The organism is Duganella fentianensis (assembly GCF_964031615.1).
Lineage (GTDB): Bacteria > Pseudomonadota > Gammaproteobacteria > Burkholderiales > Burkholderiaceae_D > Rugamonas > Rugamonas fentianensis_A.
Genome location: NZ_CAXIQN010000018.1, coordinates 112,106 through 129,749, shown reverse-complemented (window position 1 = coordinate 129,749; position 17,644 = coordinate 112,106). Strand labels below are relative to the sequence as shown.

The window sequence follows — 17,644 nt, the reverse complement described above, 5'->3', positions numbered from 1 at the left end:
TAATAGAGGGCTCGCCCATCATAAGGCGGGGTGGCAGCAGCGTCAATCACCACGCCGTGCCTGCCCGCAATGGCTGGGCTTCGGAATAGGCGTCGGCAAAGGGCGTATCGGCCAGACCGGCAAAGTCCACGCCAGCGACCTGAGGAGAGACTCTAAATACACCGCCATCGGCGCCAATTAACAACAGCTGATCCAGTTGCATACCACCTGCAGCAGCACCGGCCAGCACCTGATCGCCGATCACGATCATCTGGCGCACGGCACCGCCGGCGTCATGCTGGCACAGCGCCGGACCCTGGGTACTCCAGACCTGATCGCGTGCATCCACCAGCAGCGCACCGCCGCCGATGCCACCCTGCGCAAATAACTGCACCTCGCCTACGCGGGCGCGCTCGGCATCGTAGCGGCAGCGCATGATGGCACCCAGTGTGGCGTCGGAAAAATACATCTGCGTGCCATCACGGCTGAAGGCGATGCCGCAGGCCGTGGCCACGGTGGGCAAAGCCAGCCGGCGCAGGCCGTAGCGCTGCGAATACTGATAAAAGCTGCCGATCGGACGTCTATCCGCAGCGATATTCGCGCTGCCGAACACGAAATAGCCATGCCGGTCGCTGGCACCATCGCTCATGACCGTGCGCGGTTCGGCCGGATCGATGGTCGCCAGCACCTGCGCCTGCAGCGGTCGCGCCGGCGCCACGCTGGCCGGCAGCTCGGCCATGCCCAGCCGCTTGCCTTGCCCCAGCAGCACCCGTCCCGAGGCACAGATGGCCATCACGTTCGCATGTTCCTGCAAGCGTATTGGACGGGCACTATCACCTTGCGCCGCCAGCGAGTGCAGCATGCCGCTGACGGGATCAAGCCAGTGCCATGCACTGCGACGGGCATCCCAGCGCAGCGCTGCCGCGCTCTGGCCGCTGCGCATCAACAAGGGGGCATAGGTAGAAACCAGACTCATACTGGGGTGGCTCCGATCGGAAATAGCGAGGAATTAGGGGCTGACAGAGGGATAGCGATCGCGCCAGTCTATAGGCGCGTGCCATACCTGAGCTATGAATAATCACGCCCCTGCCATAGCGTTTTCGGATAGCGCTACCAGCCACCTGCTAGCTATCCGGATTTGATATGCCTACTTACGAATTAATCATATTTCCGATCTAGCGCACGGGCTTAGACTGCAGGCTGTTCCTGAACTCATTCCTCTAGCCTCTATGAAAATCATCAAACTGACGACCTACCGTGTGCCACCGCGCTGGATGCTGCTGAAGATAGAAACCGACGAAGGTGTGGTTGGCTGGGGCGAACCCGTCATCGAAGGCCGTGCCCGTACCGTTGAAACAGCCGTGCAGGAGATGGAACCGTATCTGATCGGTCAGGATCCGGCCCGCATCAACGACCTGTGGCAGACCATGTACCGCGCTGGCTTCTACCGCGGCGGCGCGATTCTGATGAGCGCCATCGCCGGTATCGACCAGGCTCTGTGGGACATCAAAGGCAAGGTACTGGGCCAGCCTGTGCACCAGCTGCTGGGTGGTCTGGTACGTGACCGCATGAAAATGTATAGCTGGGTAGGCGGTGATCGCCCGTCCGACATCATCGAACACATCCGCACGCTGCGTGAAGGCGGCTTCGATACCTTCAAGATGAACGCCACGGAAGAACTGGGCATGCTAGACACGGCCGCCGCCGTCGATAAAGCCGTGGAACGCGTAGCGGAAATCCGCGCCGCCTTCGGCAACAGCATCGAATTCGGTCTGGACTTCCATGGCCGCGTGGCCGCGCCGATGGCCAAGACCCTGCTGCGCGAACTGGAACCTTACCGTCCGCTGTTCGTGGAGGAGCCGGTGCTGGCCGAACAGGCCGAGTACTACCCGCGTCTGGCCGAAATGACCTCGATTCCGCTGGCAGCAGGCGAACGGATGTACTCGCGCTTCGAGTTCAAGCATGTGTTCGAAGCAGGTGGTCTGTCCATCGTCCAGCCTGACCTGTCACACGCTGGCGGCATCACCGAGTGCATGAAGATCGCCTCGATGGCCGAAGCCTATGACGTTACGCTGGCGCCGCACTGCCCGCTCGGCCCGATCGCGCTGGCCTCCTGCCTGCATGTGGACTTCGCCTCGTACAATGCCGTGCTGCAGGAGCAGAGCATGGGCATCCACTACAATCGCGGCGGCGAGCTGCTCGACTACGTGGTCAACAAAGAAGACTTCCGTATCACCGATGGTTACATCCAGCCATTGACCAAGCCGGGTCTGGGCGTGATCGTGGACGAAGAAAAAGTCATCGAAGCGAGCCGCAACGCGCCGGACTGGCGCAACCCCGTCTGGCGTCATGACGACGGCAGCGTGGCGGAGTGGTAAGCACTGCCAGCCCATCATCGCCCAAGAATAAAGACGGAGACCCGATGCTGTTCTCAAACTCGATAAAACTGCGCCGCCATGCCAGCGCTGCGCTGATCGCCGGCCTGTTCGCCGGCGCAGCAAGCTGCACCAGCTACGCTGCCACCCTGCGCATTGATGCCAGCGCCGCCACACCGGCGCCGGCCGCGGCAGCCCTGCGCATGGGCAGCGCCGTTGCACCGAACGGCGACACGCTGGGCGTGAACGCCCGCTACCTGACCCGCAACGGCGCACCATGGCTGCCCGTGATGGGCGAATTCCACTACAGTCGCACGCCGGATAGCCAGTGGCTGGCCGAACTGCAGAAAATGAAAGCTGCCGGCATCGATATCGTGGCCAGCTATGTGATGTGGAACCACCACGAAGAAGTCGCCGGCAAGTTCGACTGGAAGAACGAACGCAATCTGCGCCGCTTCGTCCAGCTGGCTGCGCAGGCGGGTCTCGATGTGGTGGTGCGCGTGGGCCCGTGGGCCCACGCCGAAGTGCGCTACGGCGGCGTGCCGGACTGGGTGGTCAACAGCATGCCCACCCGCAGCAACGATGCCCAGTACATGGCACTGGTGGAAAAGCTGTACCGCGAAATCGGCCAGCAGCTCAAAGGCCAGCTGTGGAAAGATGGCGGCCGCGTGATCGGCATCCAGCTGGAAAATGAATACAACCTCGATGGCCCGGGTCGGGGCAAAGCCCACATCGCCGCACTTAAGCAGCTGGCATTAAAGGCTGGCCTCGATGTGCCCTACTACACCGTGACCGGCTGGGATGGCACCATCTATCCGCATGGCGAAGTCACGCCCGTGTTCGGCGGTTATCCCGATGAGCCATGGGGCACCAGCACCAAGGAGCTGCCGCCCAAGGAAACCTATGCCTTCCGCTTCGATACCCGCGTCAGCGGCGACCTCGGTGCGCAGACGGCCGCCCATGCACCGGGCAGCGCCGAAACCGACAAGGATGTAACGCCCTTCCTCGGTGCCGAATATGGCGCCGGTCTGCCGTTCATGTACCGCCGCCGCACCGTGGTATCGGCCGATGATATCGCCTCCATGCTGCCCGTGCAGCTGGGTTCCGGCGTGAATCTGATGGGCTACTACATGTTCCATGGCGGGCGCAATCCCACCGCCATCGGCGGCACCTCGATGGAAGAAAGCACGCTCAGTGGTGGCTACAACGATACCACCATGATCAGCTACGATTTTCAGGCGCCGCTGGGCCCGGACGGTCAGCAGCGCAAAGTGCTGGAAAAACTGCGCCCCTTCCACCTGTTCCTGCATGATTTCGGCAGCCGTCTGGCACCGATGACGGTGCGCAAACCGGAAGTTTCGCCCGCCACGCCAGACGATCTGCAAGCGCCCCGCTTTGCCGTGCGCAGCGAAGGCGAACGCGGCTTCCTGTTCGTGAATAACCATGTGCGCCAGTACGATATGGCGCCACAGCAGGCCAGCCAGTTCGAAGTCAAGCTGCCGAACCAGACGCTGACGCTGCCTAGCAAGCCGATCGATATCGCCAAGGGCGCCTATTTCATCTGGCCGCTCAACCTCGATCTGGACGGCACCAAACTGACTTATGCCACCGCCCAGCCACTGACGCTGCTTGATCAGGGCCGTGCCGGTGTCACCGCCGTATTCAGCGCTACTGCCGGCGTGCCGGTAGAACTGGCACTGGATGGCGTGACGGCCCAGCAGGTGCAAGCCAACGGTGCTAGCGTTAGCGTCAGCAATGGCCGTCTGCTGGTCAGCGACATCCAGCCCGGCAGCAGCGCTGCCCTGACGCTGCAACGCCCGGGCGCCCGCCCGCTGACCATCGTGGTACTCACGCCAGAACAGGCGCAGCAACTGAGCGTGGTACAGCTGGCCGGCCAGCGCCGCCTGCTGCTGAGCGCTCAACAAACTTACGTGGCTGACGGCGCACTGCAATTGCGCTCGGTCGGCAGCAACCAGTTCCGCTTCGGTGTGTATCCCCCTCTGCCGAAACAGCCGCGCACGGATGCCGCCGCATCCGTGCTGCGGGCTGGCGGAAACGATGGCCTGTTCCAGACCTATAGCGCAGAACTGCCAGCGCGCCGCATCACGGCAGACATCACGCCGCTGCGCGCGGCACAGGAAGCTGCGCCTGTCATGATAGGCGGCAGCGCGCGCGCAGCTATCCAGCCGGCACCGGAAAGTTTCAAGGCTGCTGCTGCATGGCGCGTCAACGTACCACAGGAGCAGTTGCGTGGTCTCGACGATGCCCTGCTGCAGATTGATTTTGTCGGCGATATCGGCCGCCTGTTCGCAGGCACCCGCATGCTGGACGACTGGTACTACAGCGGCTATCCGTGGCAGGTCAGCCTGCGTTCGCCGCAGACCGCCGCCAGCGGTGCGCTGACGGTTAGCGTGCTGCCGCTGCGCGCCGATGCGCCTATCTACCTGCCACGCGAAGCCCGTCCCGACTTCGGCGCAGCCAAGCAGATCGCCCAACTGCGCGGGGTCAGCGTGGTGCCGGTCTATCGCCTGCGCGTGACCCCGTAAACAAAAAACAGACACTGGAGATATACATGAAACGAAAAATAATCACCGCCGCCGCGCTTTGCCTGATGGCCGCTGCCCAGCTGGCACATGCTGCCGACGCAGTCAAAATCGGCTTCCTCGTCAAACAGGCCGAGGAGCCATGGTTCCAGGACGAGTGGCGCTATGCCGAGCAGGCCGCCAAAGATAAAGGCTTCACACTGGTCAAGATCGGTGTACCGAACGGCGAAAAGATGATCGCTGCGATCGACAATCTGGCCGCCCAGAAGGCGCAGGGCTTTGTGATCTGCGCGCCGGACGTAAAACTGGGTACGGCCGTCGAACGCGCGGCCCGCCGCAACAACATGAAAGTAATTTCGGTCGATGACCGTCTGGTCGATGGCAGCGGCAAACCGATTGCTTCGATTCCCCACATGGGCATTTCCGGCTACGCCATCGGCAAGCAGGTCGGCGAAGGCATCGTGGCCGAAATCAAGGCACGCAAATGGAATATGGCCGAAGTGGGCGCGATTCGCGTCGCCTACGACCAGCTGCCTACTGCCAAGGAACGCACCATGGGCGCAATCGACGCGCTGAAAGCGGCCGGCTTCGTGGCCGCCAACGTTATCGATGCACCGCAGGCCAAGACCGATACGGAAAGCGCTTTTAATGCAGCCAACATCGCGCTGACTAAAAACGCCCGCTTCAAATACTGGGTGGCCGTAGGCCTCAACGATGAAGCCGTGCTGGGCGCCGTGCGCGCTGCCGAAGGCCGCGGCATCAAGGCCGACAGCATGATCGGTGTAGGCATAGGCGGCGCCAAAGCCGCCGAGAACGAACTGAATAAACCGGCAGCCACGGGCTTCTTCGGCTCCGTCATGATCAGCGCCAAAGAGCATGGTTATCAGACCTCGGTCAATCTGGTCAACTGGATCACCGGCAAAGCCGTGCCGCCAGCCGAAGTACAGACCAAGGGCATGCTGATGACGCGCGCCAATCAGGCGGAAGTCCGCAAGCAGATGGGCCAGTAATATGAACGCGTATCTGCAATTTGATCAGGTCAGCAAAGTTTTCCCCGGCGTGAAAGCGCTGAACGGGGTGAGCTTTGCGGCCCATGCCGGTCAGGTGCACGGCCTGCTCGGTGAAAACGGTGCGGGCAAATCCACCCTGCTGAAAATCCTCGGTGGCCAGTACAAGCCGGACGGCGGCCGCCTGCTGGTCAACGGTCAGGAGTGCCGCTTCACTAGCGCCAAAGATGCGATTGCCGCCGGCGTCGCCATCATCCATCAGGAACTGCAATATGTGCCGGAACTGACGGTGGCCGAGAACGTGCTGCTGGGCCGTATGCCCACCCGTTTCGGTCTGCTCGACAAACCGCGCGCCTATCAGATCGTGGCCGAAAAGCTGGCCGCCATCGGCGTCGATCTGGCCCCGGATGCCAAGCTGGTCGACCTGTCCATCGCCCAGCGCCAGATGGTGGAAATCTGCAAGGCCATCATGCAGGATGCACAGGTGATCGCGTTCGACGAACCCACCTCCAGCCTGTCGCACCGTGAAACAGAAATCCTGTTCCGGCTGGTGAAAGAGTTGCGCGCCGAAGGCCGCACGCTGATCTACATCTCGCACCGGCTGGAAGAACTGTACGAACTGTGCGACGCCTGCACCATCTTCCGCGATGGCCGCAAGATCGTCACCCATGACGTGATGGCCGACGTGCCGCGCGAACGCCTGATCAGCGACATGGTCGGCCGCGAACTGTCCGACATCTACGACTACCGCGCCCGCCCGCTGGGCAAGGAACGCCTGCAGGTACAAGGCCTGTCGGGCCAGCACATCAGCCAGCCGCAAAGCTTCAGCGTGCGTGCCGGCGAAGTGCTGGGCTTCTTTGGTTTAGTCGGCGCCGGTCGCAGCGAATTAATGCGGCTGCTGTACAACGCCGATGCACGCAAATCCGGCAGCGTGCTGCTCGATGGCACCGTGGTGCCGACCAGCGGCCCTTCCGCTGCGATTAACGCCGGTATCGTGCTATGCCCCGAAGACCGCAAGGAACAGGGCATCCTCGCTACCGCTTCCGTGGCCGAGAACATCAACATCAGCGTACGCCGGCTCGATCTGATGGGCGGCCTGTTCCTGCGCCATCAGCGCGAAGCGGCGCTGGCCGAGGAGTTCATCACCCGCCTGCGCATCAAGACACCGAACCGCCAGCAGGAAATCCGCCTGCTTTCGGGCGGCAACCAGCAGAAAGTGATTCTGGCGCGCTGGCTGGCCGAACCGGGCCTGAAAGTGCTGATCCTCGACGAGCCTACCCGCGGCATCGACGTGGGTGCCAAGAACGATATCTACCGCATCATCCACGAAGTGGCCGAAAAAGGCTGCTGCGTGATCGTGATCTCGAGCGAACTGCCAGAAGTACTGGGCATTTCCGACCGCGTGATCGTGATGCGCGAAGGCCAAATCTGCGGCGAACTGCCGCGCGAGCAGGCCAGCGAAACCGCCGTGCTGGCACTGGCGCTGCCCGATACTGCTCCCGCTACCGCATCGGCTACCGCACCAGCTACTGCACCGGCTACCGCTGCCGCCGCACCAACTGAAACTACCGAATCATCCGCCCTTCCTATCCGGAGCATTGCATGAACGTCGCACAAATGAATTCCGCCGCTACCCCAGCGGCCCAGACCAACCAGCGCCAGCGCCAGTGGCTGGTGGACTACAGCATGCCGCTCGGCTATGTGGTGCTGTTTGCCGTGCTGTCGGCTACGGTGGAAAACTTCTTCTCGCTGACCAACGTGGTGGGCCTGATGCTGTCCGTAGCGCAGATCGGCATGGTGGCCTGCACCATGATGCTGTGCCTGGCCTCGCGTGACTTCGACCTGTCGGTGGGCTCCACCATCGCCTTTGCCGGCGTGCTGGGCGCCATGGTGCTCGAGCACACGGGCAGCGTACTGCTGGCCGTCGGCGCCGGTCTGGCCGCCGGTGCCATCATCGGCGCGGCCAACGGCGTGCTGATTGCCTACCTGCGCGTCAACGCCCTGATCGCCACGCTGGCCACCATGCTGATGGTGCGCGGCCTTGCCTTCATCGTCTCCAAAGGTCAGGCGGTCGGCATCAGCAACGACGCCTTCATCGATTTCGGCGACAGCCGCATCTTTGGTCTGCCGCTGCCGGTGCTGGTGTGCGCCGCCTGCTTCGTGGTATTCGGCATCCTGCTCAACCAGACCATCTTCGGCCGCAACACGCTGGCTATCGGCGGCAATCCGGAAGCAGCCCGTCTGGCCGGTGTGCAGGTGGAACGTCTGCGCGTCTGGATCTTCCTGATTCAGGGCGTGGTCACCGCCATGGCCGGCCTGATTCTGGCCTCGCGCATCACCAGCGGCCAGCCGAATGCGGCACAGGGCTTCGAACTGGATGTGATCTCGGCCTGCGTGCTGGGCGGCGTCTCCCTGCTCGGTGGTAAAGCCCGCATCTTCGGGGTGCTGATCGGCGTGCTGATCATGGGCACGGTGGAAAACGTCATGAATCTGCTCGACGTGGACGCCTTCTATCAATACCTGATGCGCGGCGTGATTCTGCTGGCCGCCGTGCTGCTGGACCAGCTGAAAACCCGCGGCGAGCGCCGCTAAGCCTAGTCATCACGCGCCGGCCAGACACCCCTGCCGGCCTGACAGCATGGGGCTTGAGCCGCCGCTCAAGCCCCATTTCGTATCCTCCAAGCAAGAATCCCCCTGAAATACTGCTTTTTTTGCGCCCGCGCAAATTTTGCGCCTTGAAATGGCTAAGGGTCGTCCCTATAATTGGCACTCGATACGGAGGAGTGCTAACAGTCTGCTTCGTTAAATTTCCGCTGCGGCAACCTTGTTGAAGCAGCAACAAACTGTACCATTGTTAATCATTAAGGAGTTTTGTATGAACCTTCGCCCTTTGAACGATCGCGTAATCGTCAAACGCCTCGACCAGGAAACCAAAACTGCGTCCGGCCTGATCATCCCTGATGCGGCTGCTGAGAAACCAGATCAAGGCGAAGTCCTGGCTGTAGGCAATGGCAAGATTCTGGAAGACGGCAAAGTCCGTCCACTGGATGTCAAAGTAGGCGACCGCGTTCTGTTCGGCAAATACGCCGGCCAGACCGTCAAAGTTGACGGTCAAGAACTGATGGTGATGCGCGAAGAAGACATCATGGCCATCGTGGTCAAGTAAGACCAGCGATAGACCTCGTACCTACCTAATTTCGGAGAATTAAACATGGCAGCTAAAGATGTAGTATTCGGCGACGCAGCGCGCGCCAAGATGGTTGAAGGCGTGAACGTACTGGCCAACGCCGTTAAAGTCACCCTGGGCCCTAAAGGCCGTAACGTAGTACTGGAGCGTTCGTTCGGCGCCCCTACCGTCACCAAGGACGGCGTATCGGTTGCTAAAGAAGTCGAACTGAAAGACAAGCTGCAGAACATGGGCGCGCAGATGGTCAAAGAAGTGGCCTCGCGCACCAGCGACAACGCCGGCGACGGCACCACCACCGCGACCGTGCTGGCACAAGCCATCGTACGCGAAGGCATGAAGTTCGTTGCTGCCGGCATGAACCCGATGGACCTGAAGCGCGGTATCGACAAAGCTGTTGCAGCGACCGTCGAGCAGATCGCTGTGATCGCCCGTCCATGCACCACCACCAAAGAAATCGCTCAAGTTGGCTCGATCTCGGCTAACTCGGACACCTCGATCGGCGACCGTATCGCTGAAGCGATGGAAAAAGTCGGCAAAGAAGGCGTGATCACCGTTGAAGACGGCAAATCGCTGAACGACGAACTGGACATCGTTGAAGGTATGCAGTTCGACCGCGGCTACCTGTCGCCATACTTCATCAACAACCAAGAGAAGCAAGTTGCTGCACTGGACAACCCATTCGTTCTGCTGTGCGACAAGAAAATCTCGAACATCCGTGACCTGCTGCCAGTACTGGAGCAAGTTGCCAAGTCGGGCCGTCCACTGCTGATCATCGCTGAAGACATCGAAGGCGAAGCACTGGCAACTCTGGTGGTGAACAACATCCGCGGCATCCTGAAAACCTGCGCAGTGAAAGCTCCAGGCTTCGGCGACCGTCGTAAAGCCATGCTGGAAGACATCGCTATCCTGACCGGCGGCCAAGTCGTGGCTGAAGAAGTTGGTCTGACCCTGGAAAAAATCACCCTGGAAGAACTGGGCCAGGCTAAACGCATCGAAATCGGCAAAGAAAACACCACCGTAATCGACGGCGCTGGCCAAGCTGCTGCGATCGAAGCGCGCGTAAAACAGATCCGCGTTCAGATCGAAGAAGCGACTTCGGACTACGACCGTGAAAAACTGCAAGAGCGCGTAGCCAAACTGGCTGGCGGCGTTGCCGTGATCAAAGTCGGTGCTGCAACCGAAGTTGAAATGAAAGAGAAAAAAGCCCGCGTTGAAGACGCACTGCACGCTACCCGCGCAGCTGTGGAAGAAGGCATTGTGCCAGGCGGCGGCGTAGCGCTGCTGCGTGCCCGTGCTGCTCTGAGCATCAAAGGCGACAACCCGGACCAGGACGCAGGTATCAAGATCGTTCTGCGCGCCATGGAAGAGCCACTGCGCATGATCGTTCAGAACGCCGGCGAAGAAGCTTCGGTCGTCGTTGCAGCGGTTCTGGCTGGCTCGGGTAACTACGGTTACAACGCTGCCAACGGCACCTACGGCGACATGGTTGAAATGGGCGTGCTGGATCCAGCTAAAGTCACCCGCTCGGCACTGCAGAACGCAGCATCGATCGCTGGCCTGATGCTGACCACCGACTGCATGATCGCTGAAGTAGCCGAAGACAAACCAGCCGGCGGCATGGGCGGCATGGGTGGTATGGGCGGCATGGGCGGCATGGACGGCATGATGTAATGCCTAAGGGACGGCAACGCCGTCCCTTTGCCAGCCTCGCTAGCAAAAAAAATCGGGGTCAGATCTGTCAAATGGACATTCGTGTCCGATTGACAGATCTGACCCCGAATCTATTTCAAGCGTCGTGGTAGGCTGCTTCCAGTTCTTCGCGGCGCGGCGCATCGGCGATATGCACGATCAGCACTTCGCGCAGCGCCAGCGCCGGATGAGCAGCACGGTGACGCGCATACCAGAACACTTCTTCCAGTTCGTCGTCATCATGTGCTGTGACGACCACGGCGCGTTCGGCCGGCACATCGTCATAATCGGCCGCTTCCAGCGCTGCATCTTCCAGCGCTTCGCGCCATGCTTCGCAGTCCTTACCCCACACCAGCGCCAGCATGCAGCCCGCGTCCACCAGACCGCGTGCGCTTTCCCACATGCTCATCTCGGCCACTTCGCCATCCAGCACGACAATGGCCTGAAACTGCCCCATGCCTTTCAGTTCAGGCAGCGGACTATCGGGAACGAGGTGCAGATATTTAAGCGTGTGGTTTTGCATGGTAGGACTTCTAGTGTGGCGTGTGCGGCATTCTAGAACGGGTCCATGGCCGGTGTAAACTTACCGGCTGCATCGAGTGCACCCATGGTGTAGCCCTGCCAGCCCGGATAAGCTTGCGGCTCCCAGTAGAACACCCCGAGCCCGTTGCTGCCCAGCGCCTTGGTCTTGTTGAGCAGGTCGGCCAGCATGGCTTTGGATGTGGCGCTCTGGGTCCAGTCCATGCCCACTTCCGTCACCATCACAGGCTTGGCATAGCGCGCCACCATATCCCACATATTGGTGGAGATCTTGCTGTTGTAGCTGGCCCAGTCCGAAGCAGGCGGATAGTGCGACATACCGATCACATCCCACTTGGCGCCCGCCCCTTTCACACCATCGAAGAACCAGCGGAACATGGGATTATCGTAGCCATTGGCCAGATGCAGTATCACCTTGGCATTCGGGTACACCGCCTTGGTGGCGTTGTAGCCGCTGTTGATCAACTGTGCCAGATTAGCGAAGCTCGTGGTCTTCCCTTCCGGCCACAGCATGCCGCTATTGATTTCATTCCCCACCTGTACCCACTCGACCGTGATGCCGTTCGACTTCAGGTAGCTGAGGATGCCCTGCGTATGGCTGTACACATCGTTATTCAACTGGCTCAGCGTATGGCTGGACCACGCCGCCGGCTTGGTCTGCTGGCCCGGATCGGCCCAGCCATCGCTGTAATGGAAGTCGATCAGTATGCGCTGGCCCTGTGCCGTCGCCCGTTTGGCCTTGTACAGCACGTCCGCACCATCATTCCAGCCACCCGATGGATTGACCCACACGCGCAAACGGATAGCATTCACCTGCAGATTCTTCAGCAGCACAAACGGGTCGGTCTTGACGCCGCTGCTGTTGTAGAACGCATAGCCGCTAGACTCCTGCTGGCTGACCCAGCTCACATCGGCACCGTTGGCAAAGGTGGCAGCTTGCGCCGCCATGCCCCACATCAGACTCGCGGCAGCTAGCCAGCCTGCCAGACGCTTTTCCAGTTTCATTTTTTGTCTCCTAGTTTATTTTTATTTACAGCGACAGCAAAAAAACGGCGCGCAGAAGCTCCTGCCGCTGCGCGCGCGGCACCTACAAAAATCGAGAGGGAGCGCTGGCAGAACGCCAGCGCTTACAGGGAATCAGCCGTAGCGATAGGCGGCAACACCGGCCACGTCTACGCGCGCGGCAAACAGCGCACCGCTCAGGGGATAGGCTTGCAACTGTTCCGCCGTGTTGTCTTCACAGGCGGTGGTGATGTAGAGCGTACGCAGATCCGGTCCGCCCAGCGTGCACGAAGCAGGATTGCGCGCTGCCACCGTCACGGTTTCCAGCAGCGTGGCATCGGGCGCATAGCGGCACACGCGGCCACCGCCCCACTGGGCGACCCACAGACAGCCGGCACTATCGACCGTCATGCCATCCGGCGCACCTTCGTCGCCTTGGAACTGACGCCACAGGCGCGGCTCGCCCAGCGTGCCATCGGCCGCCAGCGGATAGGCGTAGATGCGGCCTTCATAGCTGTCGGTGTGGTACAGCGTGGCGCCGTCGGGACTGAGCGCAGGACCATTGCAGATATGGTAGTTGTCATCCGCCACGCTCAAGCTCTGGTCGGATGCCAGCCGGAACAGCCGGCCGGCCGCCTGCGCATAATCGGTGTTGTGCATGGAACCGGCCCAGATGCGGCCCGTGCTATCGGCCTTGGCATCGTTCATGCGCAGGCCGCTGCCTTCGGCAAACGGACGCGCCACATATTCAATGCGCACCTCTGGTTCCAGCCACAGGCGCACGATGCCATCGCGCAGACCGGCCATGAAACCATCACCATCACGGCGCGGTACCAGCCAGCAGATATAGTCCGGCATCTCCCAGCGATGACGCTGGCCATCGGCCAGATCGAGTGCATGCAGGGCGCAGCCTTTCAGATCGACGAAATACAGGCGGTTCTGCTGCGCCATCCACAGCGGGCCTTCGCCCAGTTGCGCGCCCAGTGGCCAGATGCACTGTGCTTCCTGCTTGCTCATACGCTGTTCTCCAGAATTCGAATCCGCCATCATAAAGCTAAACTGCAGACCAACTGGCCTATTACAGCGCGGCCAGACTGCGCCACTGGCTCATATAGGCCTCGGCGCGGCGCTGCAATTCGTCCAGCGCGATACCGGGCGTGTACAACTGGCCGCCGATGCCAAAGCCGGTGGCACCGGCCTGCTTCCAGCCTGCCATGTTATCCGGCGTGATGCCGCCTACCGGCCACACTGGCGTACCGGCCGGCAGCACGCTGTTGAACGCTTTCAGGCCCGCGTGGCCCACCATATCGCAAGGGAAGATCTTCAGCGCATGGGCGCCGGCATCGAGTGCCGCAAAGGCTTCCGTCGGCGTGGCCACGCCCGGTGCACAGTACATGCCCAGTTCGGCCGCGCGGCTGATCACGGCCGGCACGCAATTCGGCGATACCAGCAGACGGCCACCGGCCGCATACACGGCTTCCACGTGCGGCACGGTCAGCATGGTACCGCCGCCTACCAGCGCGTCAGGGAAGCGCTGCACCAGCGCAGCAATGGACTCCAGCGCACCGGGGCGGTTGAGTGGCACTTCCAGCGCGCGGAAACCCGCCTGATACAGCACCTCGCCGACGGCGATAGCATCTTCGGGAGCCAGGCCGCGCAGGATCGCGACCAGCGGTACAGCAGGATGGGACATAGGCATGGTGTCTTCTATCAAAAAAATCACAAAGCGATCACAGGAAAAACTGCTGGGCGGCGGCGCGATACACACGGTGCGGATCGAGCACCGTGCAGGGCAGATTGAAATGACTGGCCGCTTGCGCGTAGCGCTGCGCCAGTGCCGGACTGCCGATCACGGTAATCCCGCTACCGGCCGCGACGGAATGGGCCGCCGCCGTGAACTCGGCACCGATCAGCAGGCCGCTGACCACGGCTGCCGCCTGCGAGGCCGGCGCCGCCTTGGCCACCACACCGGCACGTACGCGGAACAGCGTGTTGGACAGGGGCTCGCCGCGCGCCGCCTGCTGCAGACCGATGGCATAGCCTTCGGCGTCGGCGGCGTCACCTTTCATCATGGCCGACAGCGTGCCGCCAGCCGACAGCATGGCAAACAGTTCGCCCGTCATATAGGTGGACAGCGACTGGATCAAACCGTCGCGCAGCAGCACCCATTTGCTATGGGTGCCGGGTAGCACCAGCCAGCCATCACGGTGGCCTAGCGCCACAGCGCCCAGCAACTGGGTCTCTTCGCCACGCATCACATCCACCGCAGCACCGCTGCGGTAACGGTAGCCCGGTACGATGTGGCAGCGGCCCGCCCATGCAGGGTCCTGCAGTGCCGCCAGATGGGCCGGCAAAAGCTGCACCGGAATGGCGCTATCGAGGTAATCGACCTCCTGCCAGCCGGAAGCGCTGCCCACCATACCGGACATCACCACCGGCACGTGATCGGCCACGCCCATGTTCTGGCATAGCAGCGTCAGCGCGTCGCTAAAGCGTTCGCGTCCGCCCACAGCCAGCATGCCCAGACCATCTTCATGTTCGGCCAGACACTGGCCCTGTTGATCGATCAGATAAGCGCGGCGGTTACTGGTGCCCCAGTCTACCGCCAGAATTTGTTTGTCCACGTTGCAGTTTCCCTATGCAGATGCTGCAGCCATGGTAAGGAAAACTAGCTAACGCTTCCAATGAATTATCTCGTCCGAGTAATACGAAAATAGTATAGGCGAGGGCGAAAATGCCCCGAAATCGTTGCCCCTGAAGTGGCTTTGGTTTAGTATGGCCGACAATAATATTGCCCAGGCCCGCAAGTTTATGGAATCGCATACCCAGTCCTCCCGAAATCTGTTTCTCGCAGGCGTAATCGCCGGAGCGACCCTACTGGGTGGAGGGCTTTATTTCGCAAACCAGACGCAGGCTGGTGCACCGAACGTCACCGCACCGTCCCTGCCGGCCGCCAGCGCTAGCAGCAGTGTCGCCAGCGCCCCAGCCGCCACGGCCAGCGTAGCGCGTGCCAGCAGCGCACCGGCACCGGTTGTCACGGCCGAAGCCCATCACCTGCACAGCAAGGAACAGAGCGCCGCCGCCCTGATGGCGCTGCCGGAACTGCAGGCCTGGTCGGCCATCATCGAAAAGAATTCGGCTGGCAAATCGCGTGGCGCGCTGATCGAATACGACCCCACGCCACGCAAGCTGAACGGCAAACTGTATTACCAGTTCAGCTTCGTCGATAACAGCAGCGAAGCGGCCCAGCGCTGGGAAAGCTTCCTCGTCTCGTCCAGCGACGACGAAATTCTGGTGGAAGATGCCAGCACCGACGAAGTGATCAGTCTGGCGCGCTGGCGGCGTGAAAAACACCCGTCCAAGCGCACCAGCATTGACGGTTAAGCTTTGACCGCTTGTGGTGCTGGCGCCATGCCGGCACCCACCCGCCCTATCCAGAATACGGAAAACAGCGTCAGCCCTACGGCCAGCCAGCCGTTCAGGCCATAACCGCTGATATGCCCGCCCGCATCCGTCTGCAGCAGCAGACCGCCCAGTAGCGCCCCCACCCCATTGCCCATAGACTGGATCGCCGAGTTAGTGCTGAGGAAAGCACCGCGCCGTGCCGGCTGTGGCACCGTCGTCATCAGCGCCTGCAACGGAATATTCCGCCCTGATAGCGCCATCATGAAGAACGGGAAGAACAGCAGCACGCCCCACAGGGGAAGCTGCGGCATATGGGTCATGAACAATATCGGCGGCAGCGAAAGCAGCGCCACCGCGCGGTAGACGAACTGGGCGCCGGCGCGGTCGGACCAGCGGCCGATGCGGCGCGCGCTGAACAAAGTCGCCACCCCGCCGGCCAGATACACGAAAGTGATTTCCGCCGGCTGCACGCCGATGTTATTCACCAGCACAGGCGAAATGAAAGGGATTACCAGCATCCCCGTCAGCATATTCACGCCGGACAGCAGAAAGGCCTTCTGGTGTCCCGGCACGCGGTACAGCGCCAGCAGTTCGGGCAGCACCTGCGCCAGCGGCACACGGCGCGCCAGATGGCCATCCAGCGCAGGCAGCACGCGCCAGGCAGCCGCCCAGATCAGCAGCGAGAACAGCACCAGCAGATAGAACGGCGAGGCCCAGCCAAAGTGGGCGGCCAGCATCACACCGGTGGGCACGCCCGCCACGGCAGCCAGACTGAAGGACGTCATGACGATGCCGGTGGCCGCACCACGCCGCTCGGCGGGTATCAGATCGCCGATGATGGCCATGATGATGGAAGCGAGCACCCCGCCCGTCAGGCCGGCGAAGGCGCGCGACAGCACCAGCACATGGAAGCTGGGCGCCAGCGCGCAGGCCAGATTCGACACAGTGAACAGCGCGAACATGGTCAGCAGCAGACGCTTGCGGTCAAAGCGGTCGATATACATCGAAGCGAGCAGGCCGGAGATACCGGCGCACCACGCATAGGCCGACACGGCGCCCGAAACGGCCGCCGGCGAGATATCGAAGGCGCGCATCAGCTGGGGCGCCAGCGGCATCATCACCATGAAATCCATGATGACGGTGAACTGGGTCAGCGCCAGCAGCCACAGCACGATGCGCTCGCGCGCCGGTGCCAGTACACCGGCCGAAGTAGCGGCACTCGGACTCATTCCAGCCCCTGAATCTCTGCCGTCGCGCGACGCAGCACGGCGCGGATGGCATCGAGCCGCTGCGGATTGGACTGGAAATCCTGCGCCTGCGTAATCACCGCATGTTTCAGTTCATGCATGAGGGTGCGCAGATCATCGCGCGCATCGGCCGGATCGCCCATGCGCTTCTGGATCGCATCGACGAATTGGCGGTTCTCGGCCAGAAACGCCTCGCCTTCCGGCGTAATCGTGTGCAGCTTCTTATTGCCGTCGGCACTGGCGACCACATGGCCCATATCGAGCAGCATAGACAGCAGCGGATAGATAGCGCCCGGGCTAGGCGTATAGGCGCCGCCCGAACGCTGCTCGAGTTCCTTGATGATTTCATAGCCGTGACGTGGTTTCTCCGCGATCAGCTGCAGCACGATATAGCGCATGGCGCCCGCATCGAACATTTTCGGGCCACGGCCGCGGCCACCGCCACGCAGACCGTGATGTTCGCCATGGCTGGCGTGATGGCGATGCTGATGATGTGAAAATTTAAACATGATAGAGCTCCTTAAGATATGGCAACTTAAGTAATATCTTCTTACGATATAACTTAATAAGATATATCTTAAACTCTTTTCTAAAGAATGCAAGAAAAATTCGGGGTCAAGATTCGGGGTCAGATCTGTCATTCGGACAGTCGCCCCGTTAGATTGAGCCA

Annotated in this window: 16 protein-coding genes; 8 read left to right on the top strand and 8 right to left on the bottom strand. The window is 61.4% G+C overall.

The features are described from left to right. Positions 1–46: 46 nt before the first annotated feature. The gene (locus tag ABNT42_RS12260) at positions 47–955 is read right to left on the bottom strand and encodes an SMP-30/gluconolactonase/LRE family protein (RefSeq protein ID WP_348697320.1); all 909 of its coding nucleotides are present in this window, start codon (positions 953–955) and stop codon (positions 47–49) included. Between the two features lie 253 nt (positions 956–1,208). On the opposite strand from ABNT42_RS12260, the gene dgoD reads away from it, so the two are divergent. From dgoD to groL, 7 genes are all read left to right on the top strand, one after another. Further along, entirely contained in the window at positions 1,209–2,357 is a 1,149-nt protein-coding gene (gene dgoD / locus ABNT42_RS12255; protein WP_348697318.1) for a galactonate dehydratase, read from the top strand. A 44-nt stretch (positions 2,358–2,401) separates the two neighbouring features. Then, positions 2,402–4,900, top strand: coding sequence for a beta-galactosidase (locus ABNT42_RS12250; protein ID WP_348697317.1), 2,499 nt, complete (start codon positions 2,402–2,404; stop codon positions 4,898–4,900). Between the two features lie 26 nt (positions 4,901–4,926). Next, positions 4,927–5,907 (top strand): substrate-binding domain-containing protein, encoded by a 981-nt coding sequence (locus tag ABNT42_RS12245; protein WP_348697315.1) that lies wholly within the window; start codon positions 4,927–4,929, stop codon positions 5,905–5,907. A gap of 1 nt (position 5,908) precedes the next feature. Further along, on the top strand, positions 5,909–7,510 hold the full coding sequence (gene araG, locus ABNT42_RS12240; RefSeq protein WP_348697313.1) for an L-arabinose ABC transporter ATP-binding protein AraG: 1,602 nt from the start codon (positions 5,909–5,911) through the stop codon (positions 7,508–7,510). Further along, on the top strand, positions 7,507–8,496 hold the full coding sequence (gene araH / locus ABNT42_RS12235; RefSeq protein ID WP_348697311.1) for an L-arabinose ABC transporter permease AraH: 990 nt from the start codon (positions 7,507–7,509) through the stop codon (positions 8,494–8,496). The genes araG and araH overlap by 4 nt, the downstream gene beginning before the upstream one ends. Before the next feature lie 283 nt (positions 8,497–8,779). Next, entirely contained in the window at positions 8,780–9,070 is a 291-nt protein-coding gene (groES, locus tag ABNT42_RS12230) for a co-chaperone GroES (RefSeq protein WP_008451606.1), read from the top strand. A 45-nt stretch (positions 9,071–9,115) separates the two neighbouring features. Continuing rightward, positions 9,116–10,762, top strand: a complete 1,647-nt coding sequence (gene groL / locus ABNT42_RS12225) for a chaperonin GroEL (protein WP_348697308.1) — start codon at positions 9,116–9,118, stop codon at positions 10,760–10,762. Positions 10,763–10,877: 115 nt separating this feature from the next. On the opposite strand, the gene ABNT42_RS12220 is transcribed toward groL, so the two are convergent. From ABNT42_RS12220 to ABNT42_RS12200, 5 genes are all read right to left on the bottom strand, one after another. Further along, entirely contained in the window at positions 10,878–11,303 is a 426-nt protein-coding gene (locus ABNT42_RS12220) for a hypothetical protein (RefSeq protein ID WP_348697307.1), read from the bottom strand. Between the two features lie 32 nt (positions 11,304–11,335). After that, positions 11,336–12,325 (bottom strand): glycosyl hydrolase 53 family protein, encoded by a 990-nt coding sequence (locus tag ABNT42_RS12215; protein ID WP_348697305.1) that lies wholly within the window; start codon positions 12,323–12,325, stop codon positions 11,336–11,338. A gap of 132 nt (positions 12,326–12,457) precedes the next feature. Further along, a complete protein-coding gene (locus ABNT42_RS12210; RefSeq protein WP_348697304.1) occupies positions 12,458–13,339 on the bottom strand; it encodes an SMP-30/gluconolactonase/LRE family protein in 882 nt (293 codons plus the stop codon). A gap of 61 nt (positions 13,340–13,400) precedes the next feature. Next, positions 13,401–14,021: a 2-dehydro-3-deoxy-6-phosphogalactonate aldolase gene (locus ABNT42_RS12205; protein WP_348697302.1), complete on the bottom strand. Its 621-nt coding sequence runs from the start codon at positions 14,019–14,021 to the stop codon at positions 13,401–13,403. Positions 14,022–14,052: 31 nt separating this feature from the next. Next, complete coding sequence (locus tag ABNT42_RS12200; RefSeq protein WP_348697300.1) at positions 14,053–14,946, bottom strand: 2-dehydro-3-deoxygalactonokinase; 894 nt, start codon at positions 14,944–14,946, stop codon at positions 14,053–14,055. A gap of 151 nt (positions 14,947–15,097) precedes the next feature. Between ABNT42_RS12200 and ABNT42_RS12195 the strand changes: the two genes are divergently transcribed. Next, the gene (locus tag ABNT42_RS12195) at positions 15,098–15,706 is read left to right on the top strand and encodes a hypothetical protein (RefSeq protein ID WP_348697298.1); all 609 of its coding nucleotides are present in this window, start codon (positions 15,098–15,100) and stop codon (positions 15,704–15,706) included. Here the strand turns inward: ABNT42_RS12195 and ABNT42_RS12190 are convergent. Then, positions 15,703–16,956, bottom strand: a complete 1,254-nt coding sequence (locus tag ABNT42_RS12190; protein ID WP_348697296.1) for an MFS transporter — start codon at positions 16,954–16,956, stop codon at positions 15,703–15,705. The genes ABNT42_RS12195 and ABNT42_RS12190 overlap by 4 nt on opposite strands. Continuing rightward, a complete protein-coding gene (locus ABNT42_RS12185; RefSeq protein ID WP_348697294.1) occupies positions 16,953–17,483 on the bottom strand; it encodes a PadR family transcriptional regulator in 531 nt (176 codons plus the stop codon). The genes ABNT42_RS12190 and ABNT42_RS12185 overlap by 4 nt, the downstream gene beginning before the upstream one ends. Between the last annotated feature and the right edge of the window lie 161 nt (positions 17,484–17,644).